We start from the raw sequence: 22,475 nt of genomic DNA, 5'->3' as shown, positions 1-22,475 counted from the left end.
ACTAGCGGGGCGCCCCCAGCGTGCCTACAAGGCGTTCCAGTTCCGGACGCCCCGGAAGCGACCCCGGCCGGATCACCGCCCGCCCCAGCACGTCGTAGAACACCGCGTCGACCCGCTCGAGGGGGGCGCCGCTGAGCTCGGACCACGCCAGCCGGTACAGGGCCAACTGCAGCGGGTCGGGGTCCTGCGCCCTGCCGGTCTTCCAGTCGACCACCTGGAACCCGTCGTCGGTGGCGAACACGGCGTCGATGCGGCCGCGGACCACCTGACCGCCCAGGAACAGCGAGAAGGCCACCTCGGTCGCGGTCGGCCGCAGGTCGGCGTAACGCCCGGTCTCGAAGGCGTCGATCAGTCGCTGCAGCCGGGGATCGGGGCGCGCGAGGGCCGGCTCCTCCAGGAGGGCGGGCTCCTCGCGGGCGCGGCGCTCCAGCCAGGCGTGGAACTGCTCCCCGATCAGCGCCGAGCGCCGCGGGGCGGCCGGCATCGGCCGCAGCAGGTCGGCGCGGAACGCGTCGGCGTCGGCCTGGAGCGCGATCAGGCTGGTCGCGGACCAGTACGGCGGCGCCACGGCGTCCGCCCCGCCGCGCCGCAGCCGCGCCTCGGCCAGGAGCCGGTCGGCCGCCGCGTCCCAGGACGCGACGACGGCCGCCTCGTCGAGCAGCAGCGTCTCGGGGTGGTCGTTCCGGCCGGCGCGCGCCTGCTGCACCAGGTCGGCGGCGTCGCGCCGCAGGGCCGCCTGCGCCTCGTCGAACGGCCGCGGCCAGGCGACGCCGCCCGACCCGGTGAGCAGGGGGTTCTCGGGCGACACGGCCGCGTGGGTCACCCCGTCGGCGTGGCCCTCCAACACGGTCAAGTACGGGGAGTGGGCGCGCGGCCGGAGCAGGTCGCTCCACGCGTGCGTGGTCGCGACCAGGTGCTGCCGCGCCCGGGTGACCGCGACGTAGGCGAGCCGGTCGTCGGCCCGCCGCGCCTCGTCCTTCAGGGCGGCCGCGTAGGCCTTGGACGCGGCGTCGCTCATCTCGGCCAACTGCGGCACGTTGTCGGCGTCGCCGCGCAGGTCCGCCGGGAGCACGTCGGAACGGGTCAGCCAGTTGCCCTGGACCCGGTCCGACGGGAACACCTTGTCCGCCAGCGCGGGCAGGTAGACCACCTCCCACTCCAGGCCCTTCGCGCGGTGGATGGTCAGCAGCTTCACGGAGTCGGACGCCGTGGGCACGGCCTGCTCCAGCCCGACGCCGTGGTCCTCCTCGGCCGCGAGCCAGGCGAGCAGCCCGGGCAGGGAGCCGTCGCCGTCGATGTCGGCGTAGCCGGCGACCTGCGCGACGAACGCGTCGAGCTGACGGGTGCCCTGCGGCCCGCGCAGCGCCAGCTCGACCTCGAGCCCGATCGTGGTGATGATGCGCCGGACGAGGTCGGTGACCGGCGCCCCGACGTGCCCCCGCAGCGCGGTGAGCTCGCGGGCGCACTGGCCGAGCCGGGCGCGCCCGGCGTCGGTGTAGGGCCCCTCCCCCGGGTCGATCAGCGCCTCGGCCAGGCTGGGCGACTGGGCGGCCTGGGTGGTGTCGATGATGCGGGCGATCTCCTCGCGCGGGCTCAGCTCGTCCTCCAGCGCGCCGCCGCCGGCGAGTTCGCGGGCCCGGCGTCCCAGGATCGCCAGGTCGGTGGGGCCGATGTTCCAGCGCGGGCCGGTCAGGATGCGGACCAGGTCGGGGTTGGCCGTGGCGTCGCCCAGCACGCGGAGCACGGCGACCACGTCGGCCACCTCGGGCACCGCCAGCAGGCCGTCCAGGCCCACGATCTCGACCGGGACGCCGCGCGCGAGCAACTCGGCGTACAGCGGCCGGATGTGCGCGTTGCGCCGGGCGAGCACCGCGATGTCCGACCACGTCGCGGCCCGTCCGGAGTCGTGGGCGGAGGCGATGTGGTCGGCCACCCAGCCCATCTCGTCCGGCCAGCTGTCGAAGCTGGCCACCGTGATGTCGCCCGGCGGCGTCCCCTCGGGGCCACCAGGTCGGTGTCGATGCCGTCCCACTGCAGTTCCTCGTCGGCCCGCAGCGGCGTGGACAGCGCGTTGGCCGCGTCCAGGATGCGCTGGCCCGAACGCCGGTTCACGGTCAGGGCGTACCCGGGCGCCGGGCTGCCGTCCGCGCGGGGGAAGTGCTCGGCGAAGGTGATGATGTTGGCGGCCGCGGCGCCCCGCCAGCCGTAGATGGCCTGGCACGGGTCGCCGACGGCGGTCACCGGGTGGCCCCTGCCGTCGGACGCATCCCGTCCGGAGAACAGCGCGCGCAGCAGTTCGGCCTGCGCGCTGGAGGTGTCCTGGTACTCGTCCAGCAGCACGACGCGGAACTGGTCGCGCAGCGTCGCCGACACCTGCGGCACCCGGCGGGCCAGCTCGGCCGCCACGCCCATCTGGTCGGCGAACTCGACCGCGCCCAGCCGCCGCTTGAGCCGCTGGTACTCCTCGACCAGGCCGGCCAGCTCGGTGCGCTCCGCGGCGAACGAGCCCGCCTTCTTCATCGAGACGTACAGGTCCTTGGTGCGGCTGCGCGGCGACCGCTCGACGTCACCGATCACCTCCAGCGAGTGGTCGTAGAGTCGATCGGGCTCGACCAGGTGCGAGGACAGCTCGCCGTCCAGGGCCAGCACGCGCTCGGTGACCGAGTCGGGCCGGAGCCGCGCCAGTTGCTGCCACGGGCCGGTGGCGGCCGACACCACCCGGGAGGCGACCCGGAACCGGGACGCGCCGGTGAGCATGCGCGCGTCGCCCTCCACGCCGATCCGCAGGCCGTGGTCGGCCACCAGGCGCGCGGCGAACGCGTCGTAGGTCATGATCAGCTGTTCGCCGGCGTCGTCGTAGCCGTCGGCGTCCACCACTCCCGCGCGGGCCAGCGCCGCGCGGACCCGGCCGCTCAGCTCGGCGGCCGCCTTGCGGGTGAAGGTGAGGCCCAGCACGTGCTCGGGCCGCACCTGGCCGGTGCCGACGAGCCAGACGACGCGGGCCGCCATCACCGTGGTCTTGCCCGATCCCGCGCCGGCGATGATGACGCCCGGCTCCAGCGGCGCCGTGATGGCGGCGAGTTGCTGGTCGGAGAACGGGATGCCCAGGGCGTCGCTGACCTGCTCGGGTCGCGTGAACGTCATGTCAGACCACCTGTCCGCTGCGGGCCGGGCAACTGGAGCGCACCGGGCAGTACGTGCAGTGGTCGCCCGGGCGGGCCTCGAAGCTGCCCTCGGCCAGGATGCGCCGGGCCTGCGCGACCCGGTGATGCACCCAGGTCGGGTGCGCGAGCTCCTCGGGGTCGTCGCTCAGGTGCGGTGCCTCCGTGAGCGAGGGCTGGCGCAGCTCCTTGGGGTAGCCCTCGGTGCTGTCCATCCGCAGGTAGACCAGGCTGCCGCCCGCCGAGGACGCCCCCGGCGCGGCGTCGGCGAACGCACCGGCCTCGATCGCCAGCTGGTAGACGCCGATCTGCGGCATGGCGGCGGCCTCGGCCGTGGTCGGGGCGTGCCGCCCGGTCTTGAAGTCGATGACGCGCAGGTGCCCCTGCGGCGTGCGTTCGAGCCGGTCCACCGCGCCGCGCAGGGTGACCGGGTGCCCGTCCACCTGCACCTCGACCGCGAAGGGCACCTCGACCCCCACGACGTCCGCGTGCTCGTGCCCCGCCTGCCAGGCCAGGAAGCGCGCGACGGCGGCGTCCGCCTCGACGCGCTCGGACGCCGACAGCCACGCCGCGGGGAACGGGATGTCGGCCCACACCTCGTCGAGCAGGTCGGCGGCGGAGTCCGGGCTCAGCTCGCCGGTCGCGGCCCGCTCGGCGACCGCGTGGATCACGGAGCCCAGGATGGTCGCGCTGCGGCGCGGCGGGTCGGCGCGGGCCTCGCGCTGCAGGAAGTACTGCCGCGGGCACTGCAGGATCGACTGCAGCTGGGAGGGGCTGAGCTGCAGCGTGCCCCGGGCCGGCGCAGCCCAGCTCGTGGGCGGGCGCATCCCCCACCAGCGGTGCGGATCGGCGTCGGGTGCCGGGCGCAGGCCGTCCACCTCGCCGGCGTCGGCGAGCCGGGCGAGTCGCTGCGCCGCCGCGGAGCGCAGCGTGGGCGACGCGGACGCGTCCTGCAGCACGCGGCGCAGCTCGGCGACGAGCGCGCGCAGCGTGGTGAGGCGCGGCTCCGGCGCCTCGACCCGGCGCACCGCGCGCCCCAACTCGGCGAGGAACCGGGAGGGCCGGTCCTCCTCGCCCTCGACGCCCTCGACGGCGGTCACCAGCAGCCGGTCGGTCGCGCGCGAGCAGGCCAGCAGGAACAGCCGCCGCTCGGAGGCGACCAGCTCGCGGGTCTGGACGCCGTCGCCCAGCCCGGCCGTCGAGAGCCGCAGCGGGTCGAACACCGAGCCGTGCCGGGTGATGTCGGGCCAGATCCCCTCCTGCACCCCGGCCACGACGACGAACGGCCAGTGGTGCCCCTTCGCCCGATGCGCGGTCAGCACCCGGACGCCGCGCCCCGCCACCGCGGCCTCGCGCTGGCTGTCGGCCGGGATCTGCTGCTGCGCCACCTCCGCCAGGAACCAGCGGACGCCCTCGGCGCCGGGCGGCGCCAGCGACTCGTGCGCGAGCCGGAACAGGGCGGTGACGGCGTCGAGGTCCCGGTGCGCCCGCGGGGCAGAATCCTGGCCGCGGAGCGCCTCGGAGCGCAGCGCGGCCGGCCAGTCGGTGCCGTCCCACAGCAGCCACAGCGCCTCGTCGGGGCGTCCGCCCCGCGCGACGACGGCCGTCGCCCCCGCCAGCAGGTCGCGCCGCAGCGCCAGCGCCTCCTCACCCTCGGGGACGGCCCGGGTGCCGGCGAGCGCCTGGGCGATGAGGGTCTCCGCAGGCATCGTCGCGGCCGCGGGGTCGGCGGCGCGCAGCCGTCGCCCCAGCCTGCGGACCGAGACGGCGTCGAAGCCGCCCCAGCCCGACAGCAGCAGCCGGTGCGCCTCATCGGCGTCCGGGACGCCGCCCGCCCCGGCGACCTCGAGAGCGAGCAGCAGCGGGCGGACCGCCAGCTCCGCGGCCAGCCCGATCTCGTCGCCTGCGACCTCGACCGGGATGCCGGCGTCGGCCAGCACGCGGGCGAGCGCGGGGATCTGCCGGCGGCCCGAGCGCACGAGCACCGCCATGTCGCCCCAGGGCACGTCCCGCTCCAGGTGGGCGGCGCGGAGCTCGCCCGCGATCACGCGCGCCTGGGTGGCCTCGTCGGGCAGCGTCCACACCCCGACCGTGCCGCTGCCGCCGGGCCGGGGGGCCCGGTACGCGCGGGCGGTGTCGGCGCCGTCCAGCGCGGGCGCGCCGAGCCGGCGGCGGACGGCGCCCAGGGCTTCGACGAGGGCGGGCGACTGCCCGTGGGCGGTGGTGAGCACCTCGATCCCGACGCGGTCGGACCCGCCGAACAGCCGCACGAACTCGGCGGCGGCGCGCGGGTGGGCGCCGCGGAACGAGAAGATCGCCGTGTCGGGGTCGGCGAGCGCCACGACGGGGAAGCCGTCGGGCACCAGGGAGCGCAGCAGCGCGATCTGCGCCGGATCCAGCTCGCACCACTCGTCGACGTAGACGGCGCCCACGTCCGCCAGCAGGGCGTCGCGCACGCCGGGGTGCTCCAGGAGCAGCCGCGCCCGGTGCACGAGCTCGGCGTAGTCCAGGCGCGCCTCGGCGTCCAGGACGTCCAGGTACTCGGCCATGAAGGCCCCCAGGTCCGCCCAGCCGCGCTCGCCGGCCTCGCGGCCGTGGGCCGCCACGTCGGCCGGGTCGAGGCCCAGCTGGCGGGCGCGCGCCAGCACCGCACGCACCTGCGAGGCGAACGCCCGGGTGCCGACCGCCTCGCCCAGCTCGTCCGGCCACTCCCCGACCCAGCCGGCCAGCAGCTCGCGGATGCGGAACTCCTGCTCGGGGCGGTCAGCAGCTGGGGCAGGGCGTCGTCGTCGTGCCCGAACGCGTGCACCACCTCCAGGCAGAAGGCGTGGATGGTCAGGACGCGGGGGCGAACATCGTCTGCCCGCAGGCGCGCACGATCCGGTCGCGCAGTTCGGAGGCGGCCTGCCGGGACGCGGCGAAGATCAGCGCGGGCGGACGCCCCTCGCGCAGCCGCTGCGCCGCGGCGTCCACGAGGAGGCTGGTCTTGCCGGTGCCCGGCCCCCCGAGCACCAGCAGCGGTCCTTCCGCAGCGGCCACGACGTTCATCACGTCGATCATCCCATCACCTCGCTCCGACATTTCTGCGGTGTGCTGAGCCGGGGGTCGATCGCAACGCAGACACGAGCCAGGCCGTCCGCGCGCAGGCACCGGTATCCGGTGCCGGTCCCACGCAGCCCGGCCCCAGGAGCACCCCCACCGCGCGGTCGCGGTCAGTCTCGGACCGCCAGCAGGGCGCGCCGGACCGCCGTCGTCTGTTCGCACCGGGCGAGAGCCCGCCCGAGCCGGTCGCGCTCCTTGGCGGTGAGCGGGCGTCGCAGGTCGGCAACCGTGGCCAGGTCGCACAGCAACGCCAGATCTTCCAGATGCCGGCCCTTGTACCTGTCCGCAGTGTTCAGCAGGGCTGACGACTTGGCCACCATCGCGCCCAGGAGATGCGGCACTGGCACCGTGAACGTGCTGCCGCCGACGCACACTTCGTGGGTCTGCCTGGTGCGCGTCACCCATTCGATCCCGCGCGACTCCAGTCCACGACGGCCGTTCACGCTCCGTGGCGCGTGCTGCCCCAGGTTCGAGGGAAGCAGAACATCGAACTGGACAGGAAGGGCGGGGGCCGCCTGCGACGGCCTGACCCACCGGTACTCGATCTCGCTGTCATGCAGGACCGGGCGGAACCCCATCGCCTCCAACTCACCGGTGAGTCGCGGGAAGATGCTCGGCTCTGGCCGCGTCGCGAGCCCCAGATCGATGTCCAGGGTTGCCCGAGGCGGTGCAACCCCGGCGCGCCAGCAGTGGAACTGAACCATCTGGCCGCCGACCACCACCCATCCGCCCGGAAGACGGCGGTACAACTCCCCGACCGCCTGCCAGGCCTCCGCCTGCACGTCCGGGGTGGTGGAGGGGACGACGACGATCATGCCTGGATCCGTTCCGCGACGACCGCATCGGCGCGCGAGCCGCCCCGCAACGCCAGGTCGAGAAGCGATGCGGCCAGGTCTGCCCGCGGTGCCGCCTGCACGTGAAGAGTCAGGTTGCCGCGCGGATCTTCGACCAGCAGGTGGTGCGCGATGACCGCGGCCACGTCCGCCGCGGCGATGTGGAAGTCGTACGCATCGCCGCCGGGCATCCCGACGGCTTGGTTGAGGTTCCCTCCGGCAAGCAGACGACCATCGTCGAGAAGGGGCTGCAGCGGATCGGTGTAGTGGAACGTTCGGCGCTCGCTCACGTTGGGGGCCAGCGCCCGCAGCAGCGCGGCGGGATGGTCAGCGCCTCGCAACGCCCGCAGGTGGGAGCGCAACCTGGACCGGTTGCGGTTGTCGAGCGCCAGCCAGGCCCGACCCTCCGTGCTGCCGAACTGCTGGGCGAGCAGGTCGACCAGACCTGCGGCCATCTGCTGCGACAGAGGCCGACCGCGTGGCCGCCACCGCGCGATCGCATCGCGCACATCGCGCTCGTTCAGCACCCACACATGTCCGACCCGCTCGCCGGGCAGGTCACCTGCGACGAGCATCTGCTTGACGCGACTGCTGCTCAATCCGAGCCGCTCCGCCGCCTCAGACACCGACATGGGCATGCCACAAGTATGGCGAGTTCGACATATATCTGGCAAGCATCTGGCGTCATCCGTTCTCTGCCACATGAGTACCTCGGGCGCTGACCCACCCCGGCAAGGACGCACACAACCGCCCGTACCCGTCCCTGGCCAGCGCCACCCTCACGCCCTCACACGCCGAGCGTCGCCTGCAGCCGCATCCCTCTCCTCGCCGAGCCGGCCCGCCGCTACCGTGGGGGCATGGCCGATGTCGTGACCGAGGTGGACGGGCGGACGCTCAAGCTGTCCAACCTCGACAAGGTGCTCTACCCGTCCGGCTTCACCAAGGGCGAGGTGATCGAGTACTACCACGGCATCGCGCCGGTGATGCTGCCGCACCTGGCCGGGCGCACCGTGACCCGGATCCGGTTCCCCAACGGGACGAAGGCACCCTCGTTCTTCGAGAAGAACGTGCCCGCGGGCGCCCCGCCCTGGCTGGTGCGTCACACGGTGGACGGCTCGGAAGGGCCCGTCCTCTATCCGATCGTCGACGGCGTGCCCGCGCTGGTGTACCTGGCCAACCTCGCCGCCCTGGAACTCCACACCCCGCAGTGGCACACCGACGATCCGGGGACGCCGACCACGCTGTCGCCCGAGCTTCCGGTCGATCAGCTGGTCATCGACCTCGATCCCGGCGCCGGCGTCACCATGCCGCTCATCGCGACCGCGGCGCTGCTGATCGCCGGCGAACTGGGCGACGCGGGCCTGGTGGCCCACGTCAAGACCTCGGGCAGCAAGGGGCTGCAGCTGTACGCGCCCCTCGTGCCGACCCCCGCAGGCCGCGTCCTGGAGTGGGTGCACGGGCTCGCCGACGCGCTCGTCGCACGGCACCCCGACCTGTTCGTGACGGCCATCGCCAAGGAGGCGCGCGCGGGCAGGATCCTCATCGACATCAACCAGAACCTCCCCGGACGCACCACCGTCACCGCCTACTCGCTGCGCGCCCGCGACGAGCCCACGGTCGCGACCCCCGTCACGTGGGACGAGGTGGAGGCCGCCGCCGAGGGCGCCCCGCTGAGCTTCACCGCCCCGCAGGTGCTCGCGCGCGTGGCCGAGCTCGGCGACCTGTTCGCCCCGCTGCTGGACGGCCGACGCGGCACCCTCCCCGACGCCGCCGGCTGAGCGTCCGGCCGGACCGCCGTGCCCCTGGCGGCCCGACCGCGGCGCCGGCGCGGATTCGTTCGCCCATCGCGAAGCGGCCTCCGGTCCCTCGGTCGCCGCGGGTAGTGTTTCGCCCGAACGAACGCGTCGAAGGGGAGAGCATGGAGATCAAGGTGGGCGTGCGGGACGTGCCGCGCGAAGTGATCGTCGAGACCAACGAGTCCGGGAGCGCCATCGAGGCGGCCCTCGCCGAGGCGCTGAAGGAGCAGGGCCTGCTGACCCTGACCGACGAGAAGGGCCGCAAGGTCATCATCCCCGCCGCGCAGATCGCCTACGTGGAGCTGGGCAGCGAGCACACCCGCGCCGTCGGGTTCGGCGCCGTCAACAACTAGGGGTAGACTGCACGGGTACGCACGCCTTCGTGCGTCCTCGTCGCTGTGCGCACCCACGCGCGTCGCGCACGTGACGGGTCCCGTCCCCGGCTCCGCGCCGGTGAACAGTAAGGCACGTCTTGAGCGAATCGCCTCTGCCCACGCAGACCCCTGAGCCGCCCACCTTCGCCGATCTCGGCGTCCGTCCCGAGATCGTCGAGGCGCTGGCCGGCAAGGGCATCACCCATCCCTTCCCGATCCAGGCCATGTCCCTGCCGATCGCCATGTCCGGCACCGACATGATCGGCCAGGCGCGCACCGGCACCGGCAAGACGTTGGCCTTCGGCATCGCGCTGCTGGAGCGGATCACCGTCGAGTCCGACCCCGGCTACGCCGACCTGGCGCACCCCGGCAAGCCGCAGGCGTTCATCATGACGCCGACCCGCGAGCTGGCCCTGCAGATCACCGGCGACCTCGAGGACGCCTCGGCGGTCCGCAAGGCCCGCATCCTCACCGTGTACGGCGGCGTCGGCTACGAGCCGCAGCTGGACGCGCTGGCCGCCGGCGTCGACGTCGTCGTGGGCACCCCCGGACGCCTCCTGGACCTGGCCAACCGCCGCTCGCTGGACCTGAGCCACGTCAAGGTGCTGGTCCTCGACGAGGCCGACGAGATGCTCGACCTGGGCTTCCTGCCCGACGTGGAGCGCCTGGTCGCCAAGACCCCGGCGTCGCGGCAGACGCTGCTGTTCTCCGCGACGATGCCCAGCGCGATCATGTCGCTGGCCCGCAGCCACCTCAGCCAGCCGGTGAACATCCGCGCCGAGGCGCACGACGCCCAGACGACCGTCCCGGCCACCACGCAGTACGTGTACCAGGCCCACGACCTCGACAAGCCCGAGATCGTCGCCAGGATCCTGCAGGCCGACCACGCCGGCAAGGTGATGATCTTCACCCGCACCAAGCGCGCCGCGCAGCGGCTGGCCGACGACCTGGAGGAGCGCGGGTTCTCCGCCACCTCGATCCACGGCGACCTGTCGCAGGTGATGCGCGAGAAGGCGCTGACCAAGTTCCGCGAGGACCGGGTCAAGGTGCTGGTCGCCACCGACGTCGCCGCCCGCGGCATCGACGTGGCCGACATCACCCACGTCATCAACTACGAGTGCCCCGACGACGAGAAGACCTACGTGCACCGGATCGGTCGCACCGGCCGCGCCGGCAACACCGGCGTCGCGGTGACCCTGGTCGACTGGGCCGACGTCACCCGCTGGAAGGTCATCAACAAGGCGCTCAACCTGGACTTCACCGACCCGGTCGAGACCTACTCCACCAGCGCGCATCTGTTCGCCGACCTGAACATCCCCGAGGGCACCCGGGGACGCCTCCGCGAGGAGCGCCGCCCGAGCCCAAGGCGCGCGAGCGCAAGCCCCGCGAGGAGCGCCCCAAGCGCGAACGCACCCGCCGCCGGCTCCACAACGGCGAGGTCGTCGCCGGGGACGCCGCCCAGGGCAAGCCCGAGCAGGCACCCGCCGACCACGCGGCCGCGGCCTCCGGGGACCACGACGGCGAGAAGTCCGAGGGCAGCGCCGCCGGCGTCGCCGCGGCGGACGCGGCCGGGGCAAGCCCGCCGGCGAGCAGCAGGCCGCGCCGGCCCCGCGCCCGTCGAGGCCTGAGCACTCCACGGCACCTCAACGACACGAAGCGCCGCGTCCCCCTCGGGGGCGCGGCGCTCCTTCGTCCCGGCGCGGCGGAGGGCTACTCGCCGCGGGAGCCGTCCACGTTCTCGCGCAGCAGATCGGCGTGCCCGGCGTGGCGGGCGTACTCCTCGATCAGGTGGGTGAGGATCCACCGCAGCGACAGGGTCTCCTCGGAGTTCCAGCGCCGCACCGGCGTGAGCAGGTCGCCGTCGTTGCGCGCGACCGCCTCGGCGAGCAGCCCCCGGGAGCGGGCGACCGTGGTCTCCCACAGCGCGCGGAGTTCCTCCGGGGTGTCCCAGGGCGCGCTGCTCCAGTCCCAGTCGGGGTCGTCGTCCCAGGGCGCGGACGCGAACGGCTCGGCCGGCTGGTCCCCGGTGATCGTCATGCCCACCCAGAAGTCCTCCACGAACGCGAGGTGCTTGAGCATTCCGCCCAGCGTCATGGTGGAGGGCGGCAGCGGCGTGCCGAGCCCCTCGGCGTCCAGGCCGGACGTCTTCCACGCGATCGTGTCGCGCAGGAAGTCCAGGAAGCCGGTCAGGGTCTCGTACTCCCCCGCGACGGCGGGCGGATCGGTGCGTGCGTCCGCCGGGTTCACCCCGGCGTCCCCTGCCCCGCGAACCGGTCGGGCTCCTCGGCGTTGAACGGCAGCCGCCCGCCCGCGGCGGACACGACGCCGATCCGGTCGAAGCCGGCGCCGCGGCTGGGCATCTCCTCCACCGTGTAGTCCCCGAACAGCAGGCACACCTGCGTGGCCGGGTCGGCCGAGCGCTTGCGGTTCTGCCGGAGCCAGCGGCGTCCGGCGCGCGTGAGCGCGAGGTCGGAACTGCGCCGACACAGCACCTCGACGCGGTCCCCGGCCGCGTTCGTCCCGTAGTCGAGCCGGACCGCGCTGGGGACGCCCGGGTAGCCGAACGCCACCCGGTCCCGCCCCTGCGGCGCGCGGCCGCACCCCGCGGTCACGACGGCCTCGACCCGGGACGCCTCGGCCTCGGCGTCGTCCCACCAGCCCTGCGGCACGGTGACGCCGCCGAACCCGGCTCCGCGCCCGCAGTGGGCGGCGAACGCCGCGACCAGGCGCGGTGCCTCCTCCTCGGCGAACCCCGGGAAGCTCTCCTGCGTGAGCGGGAACGCACCCGCGGCGTCCGCGAGGGCGACCACCGGCATCGTGCGGCCGTCGACCTCCCCGACACCCAGGGCCAGCACGTCGCCCCAGGCGCGGCGGGTGCCCAGCAGCGTCCGGTAGCCGGAGCCGTCGACGCGCACCAGTCCCTGGCCCAGCGCCTCCAGCGCGAGCACGACCGCCATCACGAGGAACGGCAGCGCGATCAGCACCAGGACGCCGGAGTCGACGTGCGGCGCGCGCACGAAGCCGATCAGCGTGGCGACCGTGACCGCGCCGAACACCACGACGCCGAGCCCGGACCACACCGCGCGCCCTCCGGTGCGGCGCGACACCAGCCAGCCGGAGCCTCCGTCCTGCGGCATCAGTAGGACATCCCCATCGCGGCGCGCACCTCGGCCAGGGTCGCGTCGGCGACCTGGTTGGCGCGGGCGTTGCCCGCGGCGAGCACGTCGTCGAGGTACCCGGGGTCCTTCTCCAGTTCGAGGCGGCGGGCGCGGATCGGGGCCAGCATCTCGTTGAGCACCTCGGTGAGGTACTTCTTCAGGCCGCCGCCGCCGCCGTCGCCGATCTCCTCGGCGATGGCGCGGGGATCGCGCCCGGACGCCAACCCGGCGATGGTCAGCAGGTTGCTGACCTCGGGGCGGCCGACCGGGTCGTAGGTGATGTGGCGGTCCGAGTCGGTCACGGCGCGCTTGAGCAGCTTGGCCGTCTCGTCGGCGGTCATCCGCAGTTCGATGGTGTTGCCCTTGGACTTGCTCATCTTGGTGCCGTCCAGCCCCAGGATCAGGGAGCCGGAGCTCAGCAGCGCCTCGGCCTGCGGGAACACCGGCGCGGCCGGGTCGACGCGGCCGTAGCGCTCGTCGAAGCGGCGGGCGATGACGCGCGTCTGCTCCAGGTGCGGCAGCTGGTCCTTGCCGACCGGCACGAGGTTGGCCTTGCAGAACAGGATGTCGGCGGCCTGGTGCACCGGGTAGGTCAGCAGCAGCCCGGACATCGGGCGCCCGCCGGTGGCCTCGTGCTCGGCCTTCACCGTGGGGTTGCGGTACAGCTCGGAATCGCTGACCAGCGACAGGAACGGCAGCATGAGCTGGTTCAGCGCGGGGATCGCGGAGTGGGTGAAGATCGTGGTCTTGCCCGGGTCGATGCCGATCGAGAGGTAGTCGGTGAGCAGCGACGTGACGCGTTCGGCGATCGGCCCCGTGCCGTCGCGGTCGGCGATCACCTGGTAGTCGGCGATCAGCACGTAGGTGTCGACGCCGGCGTCCTGCAGGCGGACGCGGTTCATCAGCGACCCGAAGTAGTGGCCGATGTGCAGGTGGCCGGTCGGTCGGTCGCCGGTCAGCATCCGGAAGCCGGAGGCGTCCTTCGCGATCTGCTCCTCGATGGCCCGGCTGCGCTCCTCCGAGCGGTGCAGGCTCGCCTCCGACGTGGACGTGGCGAGCGCGTCACCGGCCTCGTCGACGGCGGTGGGGGCGATGTCCTCGGACATGGTTCTCCTCGTGTGAAGTCCCGCGAACAAGCAGAACGGCCGCCCGCGGGACGGCCGTTTCGGGATGGAATGCAGGGCCGTCGTTACGGCCGCCACCACCCCGCTCGCTTCATGCCCAGCATCCTACCCCCGTCGCGGGCCCTCTCGGCCGCGTGGCCTGCCCGGTGCGGACGCGTGGCGGCCGGTGCGCGGTGGCGCGTGCGCGATGCCGGGTGCGTGATGACCGGTGCGCGACGCCCCTCGGCCATAATGCGATGCGCGGCGCCCCTCGACCACGACGCGATTGGTGTGGCGGGGCGGCGCCGGAGGGACTCGCTCCCGCGTGTCCCCCGCGGGAGCGACAGCGCGCGCTCCCGGCCGCGCGGGCCCGCGCGGACGTCTAGCGTGCCCGATGGCGATCCGCGTCCGTGCGGTCGCGCGCCGCCTCGCCTGGCGGCCCCACCACCTCGGGAAAGTGTCCGCCATGGGCGTCTTCATCATCCTGCTGTCGCTGGCGGCGTTCGTCGTCGGCCTCCTCGGCGTCGCCACGGGCCGGATCCGCTGGGCCGGCATCCGCAGCCGCAAGGCGGGCGCGGCCGTCCTCGGCGGCTCACTCGTCGCGTTCGTCACCGGCGGCCTGATGCTGCCGACCCCCGAGCCCACGGCGGTGCCCGCGGCGGCCCCGGCCCCCACCGTCACCGTCACGGTGACCGAAACCGTGACCGTCACGCCCACGCCGGAGCCCACGCCGGAGCCGACGCCCGAGCCCGAGCCGACCCCCGACCCCGCGGCGTCCGCCCTGGAGGCCACGCCCGAGCCCACGACCGCGCAGCCCACCATCGCGCAGTTCGCCCCGCTGCCGGCCACCAGCACTCGGGCGGCGGCGGCCAGCACGCAGCCGGCCGCCCGGACGACCGCGCCCCGGGCGACGACGGCGCCGAAGACGACCAAGGCGGCGGGCGGCGCCTCGTACTACAAGAACTGCGACGCCGTCCGCGCGGCGGGCGAGGCGCCGCTGCGGAAGGGCCAGCCGGGGTACGCCCCGCACCTGGATCGCGACAACGACGGCGTCGCCTGCGAGTGAGGCTCAGCCGCGGACCCGCCGCCTGATCTCGGCGTACACGTCGGGGTCGGTCGTGCAGGCGCCCAGGGGGTTGCGCGTCTTGCCGGTGCCGTGATGGTCGCTGCTGCCGGTGGCGAGCAGGCCCAGCCGCCGCGCCAGTTCGGCGAGCCGCGCCCGCTCGTCAGGCCCGTGGTCGGGGTGGTCGACCTCGATGCCGTCCAGCCCGGCCGCCGCGAGCTCCGCCAGCACATCGGGCGTGAGGACCGCCGCGGCGCCCCGGCTCCACGGGTGCGCGACGACGGCGACCCCGCCCGCTTCCTTGACCAGCGCGATCGCCTCCACCAGCGGCGTGGCGTAGCGGTCCACGTAGGCCGGTCCGCCGTCGTACAGCCAGTGCGTGAAGGCCTCGTCCCGATCGCGGACGTAGCCCCGCGCGATCAGCGCGTCCGCCACGTGGGGACGCCCCACCGAGGCGCCGCCCGCCTGGGCGAGCACCTCGTCGATCTCGAGCGGGAACCCCAGTTCGGCCAGGCGCGCGACCATCGCGGGCACCCGGCCGTCGCGGCCGTCGCGGACCCGCGCCAGTTCGGCGTTCAGGGCCGCATCGTCCGGGTCGGGGCCGTAGCCCAGCAGGTGGACCGAGCGTCCCGCCAGCCGGGTCGAGAACTCCAGGCCGCCCAGCACCTCGACGCCGAGCCGGACGCCGGCGTCCACCGCCTCGGCCAGCCCGTCGAAGGTGTCGTGGTCGGTGAGGGCCACCGCGCCCAGCCGTGCCTGAGCCGCGTTCGCGATCAGCACCGCGGGCGCGTCGGTGCCGTCGGAGACGGCGCTGTGGGTGTGGAGGTCGATCCGCATGGCAGCAGTCTGGCCCACCGGCGCGCCGTCAGACGAGCAGGGTGCGGATCGTGCGCAGCGCCACCGACATCCGGGCCAGCGTGGCCTCGCCGTCGGTGATCTCCGCCAACTGCGCCGCCTCGCGGTCCACCCCGCCGACCGCGTCGCGCCACGCCGTCACCACCGTCGCCGCGTCGGACGCCTCGGGCGCGGCCTGCAGGGCCGCCCGCGTCAGCTCGGTCTGCAGCGTCTGCAGGTCGTCGCGCAGCGCCGCCCGCGCCATGGTGTCCCAGCGCGTGGACCGGTCGAGCTCGTTGACCCGGTCGAAGACCACGTCCAGCCCCAGCTCGCCCGAGATGGCGAAGTACACCGACGACACGAGCTCCAGGGGGCGCTCCAACGTCCGCGACAGGTCGACGATCGGGAGCGACTGGTGCGCCCACAGGGCGCGCGAGGTCGCCTCCGCGATCTCGGCCGGCACGCCGGACGCCTCCAGCTCGGCCACCTGCTCGGCCATGACGGCGCGCTGCCGCGGCGTCGCGTGCTCGGTGAAGGTGTCGAGCACCTCCCGGACGCCGCCGGTGAAGGCCGCCTCCTCCGCGCGGATGTCCAGGTCGCCGCGCCGGTTGTGGAGCAGCCAGCGCGTCCCGCGCTCGATCATCTGCTGCAGCGCCACCCGCACCTTCAGCTCCGCGGGCGCGGGCAGGCCGAGCCGCGGCAACTGCCGCTCGAAGGTCGCCACCGAGAAGATGGTGCGGGCCGCGAGCTGCGCCTTCACCACCTCGGTGATGTCGGAGGCGGTCTCCCCCGACAAGCGGCTGAACGCGCTGATGCCCTGCGAGTTCACGAACCGGTTGACGGTCACCGTCGCGACGATCTCCCGGCGCAGCGGGTGCCGCGCCATGTCGTGGGCGTATGTCTCGCGCAGCTGGGAGGGGAAGTAGTCGGTGAGCCGGTTGGCGAGGTACGGGTCGTCGGGCAGCGGCGAGGCGACGACGAGCCGTTCGAGGTGGATCTTCGTCCACGCCAGCAGCGAGGCCAGTTCGGGGCGGGTCAGCGGCGTGCCGTCGTGGATCCGCTCGACCATCTCCTCGCGGCTCGGCAGCCCCTCCAGGTCGCGGTCCAGGCCGGCGGCTGACTCCAGGTGCTGCATCCAGGTCTCGTAGGCGGCCGCCATGGACGGCTTCTGCGCAGCCTCGACCGACAGGGCGAGGTTCTGGTCGATGTTGTGGGCCAGCACCAGGCGCGCGACCTCGTCGGTCATCGACTCCAGCAGTTCGACGCGCTCGGACGCCCCGAGGCGTCCCTCCGCCACGGCGGGCTGCAGCAGGATCTTGATGTTGACCTCGTGGTCGGAGGTGTCCACCCCGGCGGAGTTGTCGATGAAGTCGGTGTTGATCCGGCCCCCGGCCTCGGCGTACTCGATGCGTCCGAGCTGGGTCCAGCCGAGGTTGCCGCCCTCCCCGCGACCCGGGCGCGCACCTGGCCGCCGTCGATGCGCAGGGCGTCGTTGGCCTTGTCGCCGACGTCGGCGTTCGTCTCGCCGGCCGCCTTGACATAGGTGCCGATGCCGCCGTTCCACAGCAGGTCGACCGGCGCGGCCAGCACGGCGCGGATCAGCTCGACCGGCGTGAGCGCCGTCACCGCCGGGTCGAGGCCGAGCGCGGCGGCGGCCTCGGGGCTGACCGGGACCGACTTCGCGGACCGCTCGAACACCCCGCCGCCGGCCGAGATCAGCGCCGGGTCGTAGTCGGCCCACGTGCTGCGCGGCAGGTCGAACAGCCGCTTGCGCTCGGCCCAGGACGCCGCGGCGTCCGGGTTCGGGTCGAGGAAGATGTGCTGGTGGTTGAACGCCGCCACCAGGCGGGTGTGGTCCGACAGCAGCATCCCGTTGCCGAAGACGTCCCCGGCCATGTCGCCGATCCCCACGCAGGTGAACTCCTCGGCCTGGCAGTCGATGCCCAGCTCGTAGAAGTGCCGCTTGACCGACTCCCACGCGCCGCGGGCGGTGATGCCCATGCCCTTGTGGTCGTAGCCGACCGAGCCACCCGAGGCGAACGCGTCGCCCAGCCAGAAGCCGCGGTCCAGCGCGATGCCGTTGGCCAGGTCGGAGAAGGAGGCCGTGCCCTTGTCGGCGGCCACGACGAGGTAGGTGTCGTCGCCGTCGTGCCGGACCACGCCGTCGGCCGGGACCACCTCCCCGTCGACCAGGTTGTCGGTGACGCTGAGCAGCGTGGTGATGAAGACGCGGTAGCTCGCCTGCCCCTCGGCGAGCCAGCCGCCGCGGTCGACGCGCGGGTCGGGCAGCCGCTGGGGGACGAACCCGCCCTTGGCGCCGACCGGGACGATCACGGTGTTCTTGACCATCTGGGCCTTGACCAGCCCGAGCACCTCGGTGCGGAAGTCCTCGGGGCGGTCCGACCAGCGCAGGCCGCCGCGCGCGACGTCGCCGAACCGCAGGTGGACGCCCTCGACGCGCGGGCTGTACACGAAGATCTCGTGCGCGGGCCGGGGTTCGGGCAGCAGGGTCAGCTCGGTCGGCGCGATCTTGAGCGCCAGGGCCTCCTGGTCGTTCGCGAACGCGTTGGTGCGGTCGGTGGCGCGCAGGACGGCGACGAACATCCGCAGGATCCGGTCCTGGTCCAGGCTCTCGACGGCGTCCAGGTCGTGCTCGATGCCGGCGATCCGCTCCTCGAAGGCCGCCTCGCGGGACGCCGGATCGCCGGGGCGCTCCGGGTCGAACCGGATGCGGAAGGCGTCCACCAGCGCGGCGGCGATCCGGGGGTTCGCGTTGAGCGCGGCCGCGACGTAGGGCTGGCTGAACGGGATCCCCGCCTGCCGCAGGTAGCGCGACATGGCCCGCAGCCACGTGACCTCGACCCAGGTCAGCCCGGCGGTCATGACGAGTCGGTTGAGCTTCCCGGCGTGCGCGCGGCCCTGGTAGGACGCGGCGAACGCGTCGGCGAACCGGCCCCGCGCTTCCAGCGTCCAGTCCTCCATGGTCTGCCCCGCGGGCAGCATGAACCCGAAGTCGAACAGCGAGACCGATTCGCCGCGCAGGTCCCAGTGGAACGGCCGCTCGTCGATGACGCTGATGCCCAGGGCGTCGAGGTGGGGCATCACCTGCGACAGCGACATCCGCTCCCGGGTGATCACCTTGAAGCGGAGGTCGGCCACGTCGTCGTCGGTGTCGGGCCGGTAGATCGCGAAGCGCAGGTCGTCGGGGCCCTCGAGCTGGTTGGCCAGCAGGAGGTCCAGCACGGCCTGCCGCGCGGTGTGCGCCTCGCTGTAGGCGTCCCCGAACGTCACCCCGCGCGCCTGGGCGGGCAGCTGGGCGGCGGCGTCGTTGAAGTCGTCCTCCCAGACCCGCGTCGCCGCGATGACCTCCTCCTGGACGGCGGCCGGGTCGACCTCGGCACCCCGGGCGTCCGGTGCGACCTTGACCACGAACATGAGCCGCGCCATGGGCGACTCGGTCACCGCCGCCTGGAACTCCAGCGAGCTGCCGTGCAGCCGGTCGAGCAGGAGCGCCTCGATCCGCTCGCGCACCGCGGTGCGGTAGCGGTCGCGCGGCAGGTAGACCAGGGCGGTCCAGAACCGCGTGTAGGGGCCGCGGCGCAGGAACAGTCGGGTCGTGCGCCGCTCCTGGACGCCGGCGATCTGCCCCACGTCCTGGGCCAGCGACGCCGTGTCGCCCTCGAACAGCAGCTCCCGCGGGAAGGTGGTCAGGGTCTGCTCGATGACCTGGCCCGAGTGCCCCTCGGGGTCGTAGGCCAGCAGGTCGCGGATCCGCTGCGCCTTGTGGCCCAGCACGGGGATGCCCGCCAGCGGCTCGGTGAGCGCGCTGGGGGTCCGCAGCCCGAGGAAGCGGTGCTCGCCGGTGATGGCCCCCGACGCGTCGAACTCGCGGATGCCGACGTAGTCCAGGAAGCCCGAGCGGTGCAGCGGGGACCGCCGGTCGTCGCGGGTCACGACGAGCAGTGCGTGGTCGTCGACGCCGGGGAGACGCGCGTGGAACTCCTCGCCATCGGCGTCCCGCAGCAGGCCCAGCCCGGAGCCCTGGTCAGGGACGAACGTGTCGCCGTCGGCGCGGTAGTGCCGGTAGCCGAAGAACTCGAAGTGCCCCTCGGTGAGCCAGGTGAGCAGTTCGGCGACCTCGTCGGGCCGGCCCTGGACGTCCGCGGGGACCCCGTCGGCGTGCAGGTGGGCGGCGACCCGGAGCGCGGCGGTGCGCAGGGCGTCCGAGTCGTCCTCCACGACGCGGGACGCGGCCAGCCCGGCCCGCAAGGCGTCCAGCAGCGCGGGCAGCCGGTCCGCCGCGGAGGTGCCGAGCGGCGGGTAGGCCTCGACGCTGAGCCAGGACTCGGCGGCGCCGTCGTCCTCGATGCCGAGCAGCGCGCCGTCGGCGTCGCGCGCCACCTGCAGGATCGGGTGCCAGACGTGGCGCACCGTCCAGCCCTCCTCCACCAGGCGCGTCGTGGCGGTGTCGACCAGGAACGGGCGGTCGTCGGTGACGACCTGCACCGTGACGGCGCCGCGCTCGGTCCCCTCGCCGTCGGGGGCGATCACGTCGATCAGGTCGGTGCCGGGGGCCCGCCGGCGCCCCAGCCGCACGTGCCCGGCCAGCCGCCGCGCGTCGTCCTGCGGCCCGTCGGAGGGTTCGTCGACCCCCAGATACGCCGCGGCGAAGCGCCGCGCCGCGCCGTCCCCGGGAAGATTGCGGCCGTTTCGGCCGGGATCTGCGAAGTCATCGCGTCAGGCCCCATGAAAGATCCGCCCCTTTGCGTGTGTGATCTTTGCCGCCATCGTAACCCGCAACGGGGCGGGCCCGTCACGGACGCTGCCCTGCGTCCGCCCCGGGCGGCCCGCGCGCGACGCCCCGTCGGGCTTGTGGGGCGGGGCGATCCACGGTAGATCAGAACCCATGCATCTCATCAGCCGCCAGGAGTTCCCCGCCGACCCCGCCCGCGTCCACGCGATGGTGACCGACGAGGACTTCCTCGCGCACGCCGCGGCCGAGCTCGGCTCGGTGGACGCCCGGGTGGCGGCCACCTCCGCCCGCACCGCGGTGGAGGCCTCGGTTCCGTCCCCGTCCGAGATCCGGGCCTTCATCGGCCCGACCCTGCGGATCGTGCAGGAGACGACCTGGGCCGAGCCGCAGCAAGACGGCCGGCGCAGCGGCACGGTGACCATCACGGTGCCCGGCGCGCCGGTCACGCTGGTGGGCAGCGCCCTGCTCGCGCCGACGGCGTCCGGCAGCGAGATCACCTACGACGGCGACCTCACGGTCAAGGTGCCGCTGCTCGGCTCCCGCATCGAGGCCCAGGCGGCGCCGACGATCCTGGAGGCCTTCGAGGCCCAGGGACGCGTCGGGCGCGCCTGGCTGCGGCGCGAGGGCTGAGCCTCAGCCCATGTGCGGGTAGTCGGTCGACGTCGGCGGGACGAGGGTCTCCTTGATGGCCCGCGGGCTGGCCCAGCGGATCATGTTCCAGCGGGACCCCGCCTTGTCGTTGGTGCCGGACGCCCGCGCGCCGCCGAAGGGCTGCTGCCCCACGACCGCGCCCGTGGGCTTGTCGTTGATGTAGAAGTTGCCCGCGGTGAACCGCAGCCGCTCCGCGGCGCGCGCCACGGCGTCCCGGTCGGAGGCGAAGATCGCCCCGGTCAGGGCGTAGGGCGAGCCCGCGTCGACCAGGTCCATCGCGCCCTCGAAGTCGTCGTCGGGGTAGACGTGCACCGACAGGATCGGGCCGAAGTACTCCGTGGAGAACACCTCGTGGGTCGGGTCGGTGCCGACCACGACCGTCGGCCGGATGAACCAGCCCACCGAGTCGTCGTAGGTGCCGCCGGCGATCACCTCCAGCGTCGGGTCGGCGTGGCAGGTGTCGATGACGGCGGCGAGCTTGTCGAACGCCCGCTTGTCGATCACCGCCGAGGTGAAGTTGCTCAGGTCGCGGACGTCGCCGACCGCCAGCGCGTCGGTCTGCGCGGCCAGGTCGTCGGCGATGACCTCCCACACCGACGCGGGGATGAACGCGCGGGAGGCCGCCGAGCACTTCTGCCCGGAGTACTCGAAGGCGCCGCGGACCAGCGCGGTCACCAGGGCGGCCGGGTCGGCCGACGGGTGCGCGAGCACGAAGTCCTTGCCGCCGGTCTCCCCCACCAGGCGCGGGTAGCTGTGATAGCGGTCGATGTTGGTGCCGACCTCCCGCCACAGCGACTGGAAGACGCGGGTGGAGCCGGTGAAGTGGATGCCGGCCAGGTGCGGGTCGGCCAGGACCACGTCGGAGACGACGGCGCCGTGCCCCGGCAGCATGTTGATGACGCCGTCGGGCAGCCCGGCCTCGCGCAGGATCTCCACGAAGTGGTGCGAGGCGAGCGTCTGGGTGACGGCGGGCTTCCACACCACGGTGTTGCCCATGAGGGCCGCCGACGTGGGCAGGTTGCCCGCGATCGCGGTGAAGTTGAACGGGGTGATCGCGTAGACGAAGCCCTCCAGCGGGCGGTACTCCATCCGGTTCCAGACCCCCGCCGAGCTGATCGGCTGGTCGGCCAGGATCTCGCGGGCGAACGCGACGTTGAACCGCAGGAAGTCCGCGAGCTCGCAGGCGGAGTCGATCTCCGCCTGCTGGGCCGTCTTGCCCTGGCCCAGCATCGTGGCGGCGTTCATGGTGGCGCGGCGCGGCCCGGCGATCAGGTCGGCGGCCTTGAGCATGATGGCGGCCCGGTCGTCGAAGCTCATCGCGGCCCAGCCCGGCTGCGCGGCCAGCGCGGCGTCGATGGCGTCCCGGGCGTCCTGCTCGGTGGCGGCGTGCAGCACGCCCAGCACCACGGAGTGATCCGACGGCATGGTGACCTCGATGGCCTCGCCCCCACCGGGACGCCGCTCGCCGCCGATCCAGGCCGTCAGCTCGACCGGATCCTGCTCGGCCATGCCCGCGAGCATGGCCTCGAGTTCCGCGCGTTCGTGCGAGCCGGGCGCATAGCCCAGCACGGGCTCGTTGACGGGCGAGGGAACATGCGTCACGGCATCCATGAAGGCAGCTTAGGCGGCGGACACGACGAGTTCGAC

Annotated in this window: 14 protein-coding genes and 4 pseudogenes; 5 read left to right on the top strand and 13 right to left on the bottom strand. The window is 73.9% G+C overall.

Features of this window, described 5'->3' with window-relative positions:
• Nucleotide 1: 1 nt before the first annotated feature.
• The 6 genes and pseudogenes from G7070_RS14650 to G7070_RS14635 form a co-directional block, all read right to left on the bottom strand.
• Nucleotides 2-1,933 (bottom strand): ATP-dependent DNA helicase, encoded by a 1,932-nt coding sequence (locus G7070_RS14650; protein WP_166234349.1) that lies wholly within the window; start codon nt 1,931-1,933, stop codon nt 2-4.
• Nucleotides 1,934-2,163: 230 nt separating this feature from the next.
• Nucleotides 2,164-3,144 (bottom strand): annotated as a pseudogene (locus G7070_RS18965) (UvrD-helicase domain-containing protein); the annotation flags it as partial.
• A 1-nt stretch (nt 3,145) separates the two neighbouring features.
• Nucleotides 3,146-5,818 (bottom strand): PD-(D/E)XK nuclease family protein, encoded by a 2,673-nt coding sequence (locus G7070_RS14645; protein WP_431977901.1) that lies wholly within the window; start codon nt 5,816-5,818, stop codon nt 3,146-3,148.
• Between the two features lie 178 nt (nt 5,819-5,996).
• Nucleotides 5,997-6,221, bottom strand: a complete 225-nt coding sequence (locus G7070_RS18055) for a UvrD-helicase domain-containing protein (protein WP_206079821.1) — start codon at nt 6,219-6,221, stop codon at nt 5,997-5,999.
• A 152-nt stretch (nt 6,222-6,373) separates the two neighbouring features.
• Nucleotides 6,374-7,078 carry a hypothetical protein gene (locus G7070_RS18050; protein ID WP_206079820.1) on the bottom strand — a complete coding sequence of 235 codons (705 nt, stop codon included), beginning with the start codon at nt 7,076-7,078 and terminating at the stop codon, nt 6,374-6,376.
• Entirely contained in the window at nt 7,075-7,734 is a 660-nt protein-coding gene (locus G7070_RS14635; protein WP_166234346.1) for a helix-turn-helix domain-containing protein, read from the bottom strand. The genes G7070_RS18050 and G7070_RS14635 overlap by 4 nt, the downstream gene beginning before the upstream one ends.
• Before the next feature lie 219 nt (nt 7,735-7,953).
• Between G7070_RS14635 and ligD the strand changes: the two genes are divergently transcribed.
• From ligD to G7070_RS14620, 3 genes and pseudogenes are all read left to right on the top strand, one after another.
• Complete coding sequence (gene ligD / locus G7070_RS14630; RefSeq protein ID WP_166234345.1) at nt 7,954-8,874, top strand: non-homologous end-joining DNA ligase; 921 nt, start codon at nt 7,954-7,956, stop codon at nt 8,872-8,874.
• A gap of 140 nt (nt 8,875-9,014) precedes the next feature.
• Nucleotides 9,015-9,245, top strand: a complete 231-nt coding sequence (locus G7070_RS14625) for a DUF3107 domain-containing protein (RefSeq protein ID WP_166234344.1) — start codon at nt 9,015-9,017, stop codon at nt 9,243-9,245.
• A gap of 119 nt (nt 9,246-9,364) precedes the next feature.
• Nucleotides 9,365-10,893, top strand: a pseudogene (locus tag G7070_RS14620) (DEAD/DEAH box helicase); the annotation flags it as partial.
• A gap of 83 nt (nt 10,894-10,976) precedes the next feature.
• On the opposite strand, the gene G7070_RS14615 reads toward G7070_RS14620, so the two are convergent.
• The 3 genes from G7070_RS14615 to trpS are packed head-to-tail and all read right to left on the bottom strand — an operon-like array spanning nt 10,977 to nt 13,530.
• Nucleotides 10,977-11,513 carry a DinB family protein gene (locus tag G7070_RS14615; protein WP_166234343.1) on the bottom strand — a complete coding sequence of 179 codons (537 nt, stop codon included), beginning with the start codon at nt 11,511-11,513 and terminating at the stop codon, nt 10,977-10,979.
• Entirely contained in the window at nt 11,510-12,403 is an 894-nt protein-coding gene (locus G7070_RS14610) for a hypothetical protein (protein ID WP_166234342.1), read from the bottom strand. The genes G7070_RS14615 and G7070_RS14610 overlap by 4 nt, the downstream gene beginning before the upstream one ends.
• Entirely contained in the window at nt 12,403-13,530 is a 1,128-nt protein-coding gene (trpS, locus tag G7070_RS14605) for a tryptophan--tRNA ligase (protein ID WP_166234341.1), read from the bottom strand. Before trpS ends, G7070_RS14610 begins: the two co-directional genes overlap by 1 nt.
• A 463-nt stretch (nt 13,531-13,993) precedes the next feature.
• Between trpS and G7070_RS18960 the strand changes: the two genes are divergently transcribed.
• A complete protein-coding gene (locus G7070_RS18960; protein ID WP_246227139.1) occupies nt 13,994-14,593 on the top strand; it encodes an excalibur calcium-binding domain-containing protein in 600 nt (199 codons plus the stop codon).
• 3 nt (nt 14,594-14,596) lie between these two features.
• On the opposite strand, the gene G7070_RS14595 is transcribed toward G7070_RS18960, so the two are convergent.
• The 3 genes and pseudogenes from G7070_RS14595 to G7070_RS19670 form a co-directional block, all read right to left on the bottom strand.
• Nucleotides 14,597-15,427 (bottom strand): PHP domain-containing protein, encoded by an 831-nt coding sequence (locus tag G7070_RS14595; protein WP_166234340.1) that lies wholly within the window; start codon nt 15,425-15,427, stop codon nt 14,597-14,599.
• A 28-nt stretch (nt 15,428-15,455) separates the two neighbouring features.
• Nucleotides 15,456-18,770, bottom strand: a pseudogene (locus G7070_RS14585) (NAD-glutamate dehydrogenase domain-containing protein); the annotation flags it as partial.
• Between the two features lie 5 nt (nt 18,771-18,775).
• Nucleotides 18,776-20,080, bottom strand: a pseudogene (locus G7070_RS19670) (NAD-glutamate dehydrogenase); the annotation flags it as partial.
• Between the two features lie 250 nt (nt 20,081-20,330).
• Between G7070_RS19670 and G7070_RS14580 the strand changes: the two are divergent.
• Nucleotides 20,331-20,807, top strand: a complete 477-nt coding sequence (locus G7070_RS14580; protein ID WP_166234337.1) for a DUF2505 domain-containing protein — start codon at nt 20,331-20,333, stop codon at nt 20,805-20,807.
• A gap of 3 nt (nt 20,808-20,810) precedes the next feature.
• On the opposite strand, the gene pruA is transcribed toward G7070_RS14580, so the two are convergent.
• Nucleotides 20,811-22,439, bottom strand: coding sequence for an L-glutamate gamma-semialdehyde dehydrogenase (gene pruA, locus G7070_RS14575; protein WP_166234336.1), 1,629 nt, complete (start codon nt 22,437-22,439; stop codon nt 20,811-20,813).
• Nucleotides 22,440-22,475: the final 36 nt, after the last annotated feature.

This window comes from Propioniciclava coleopterorum, assembly GCF_011393335.1.
GTDB classification, from domain to species: Bacteria; Actinomycetota; Actinomycetes; order Propionibacteriales; family Propionibacteriaceae; genus Propioniciclava; species Propioniciclava coleopterorum.
The sequence above is the reverse complement of the archived record's forward strand: the minus strand, read 5'-3'. Positions and strand labels throughout refer to the sequence as shown.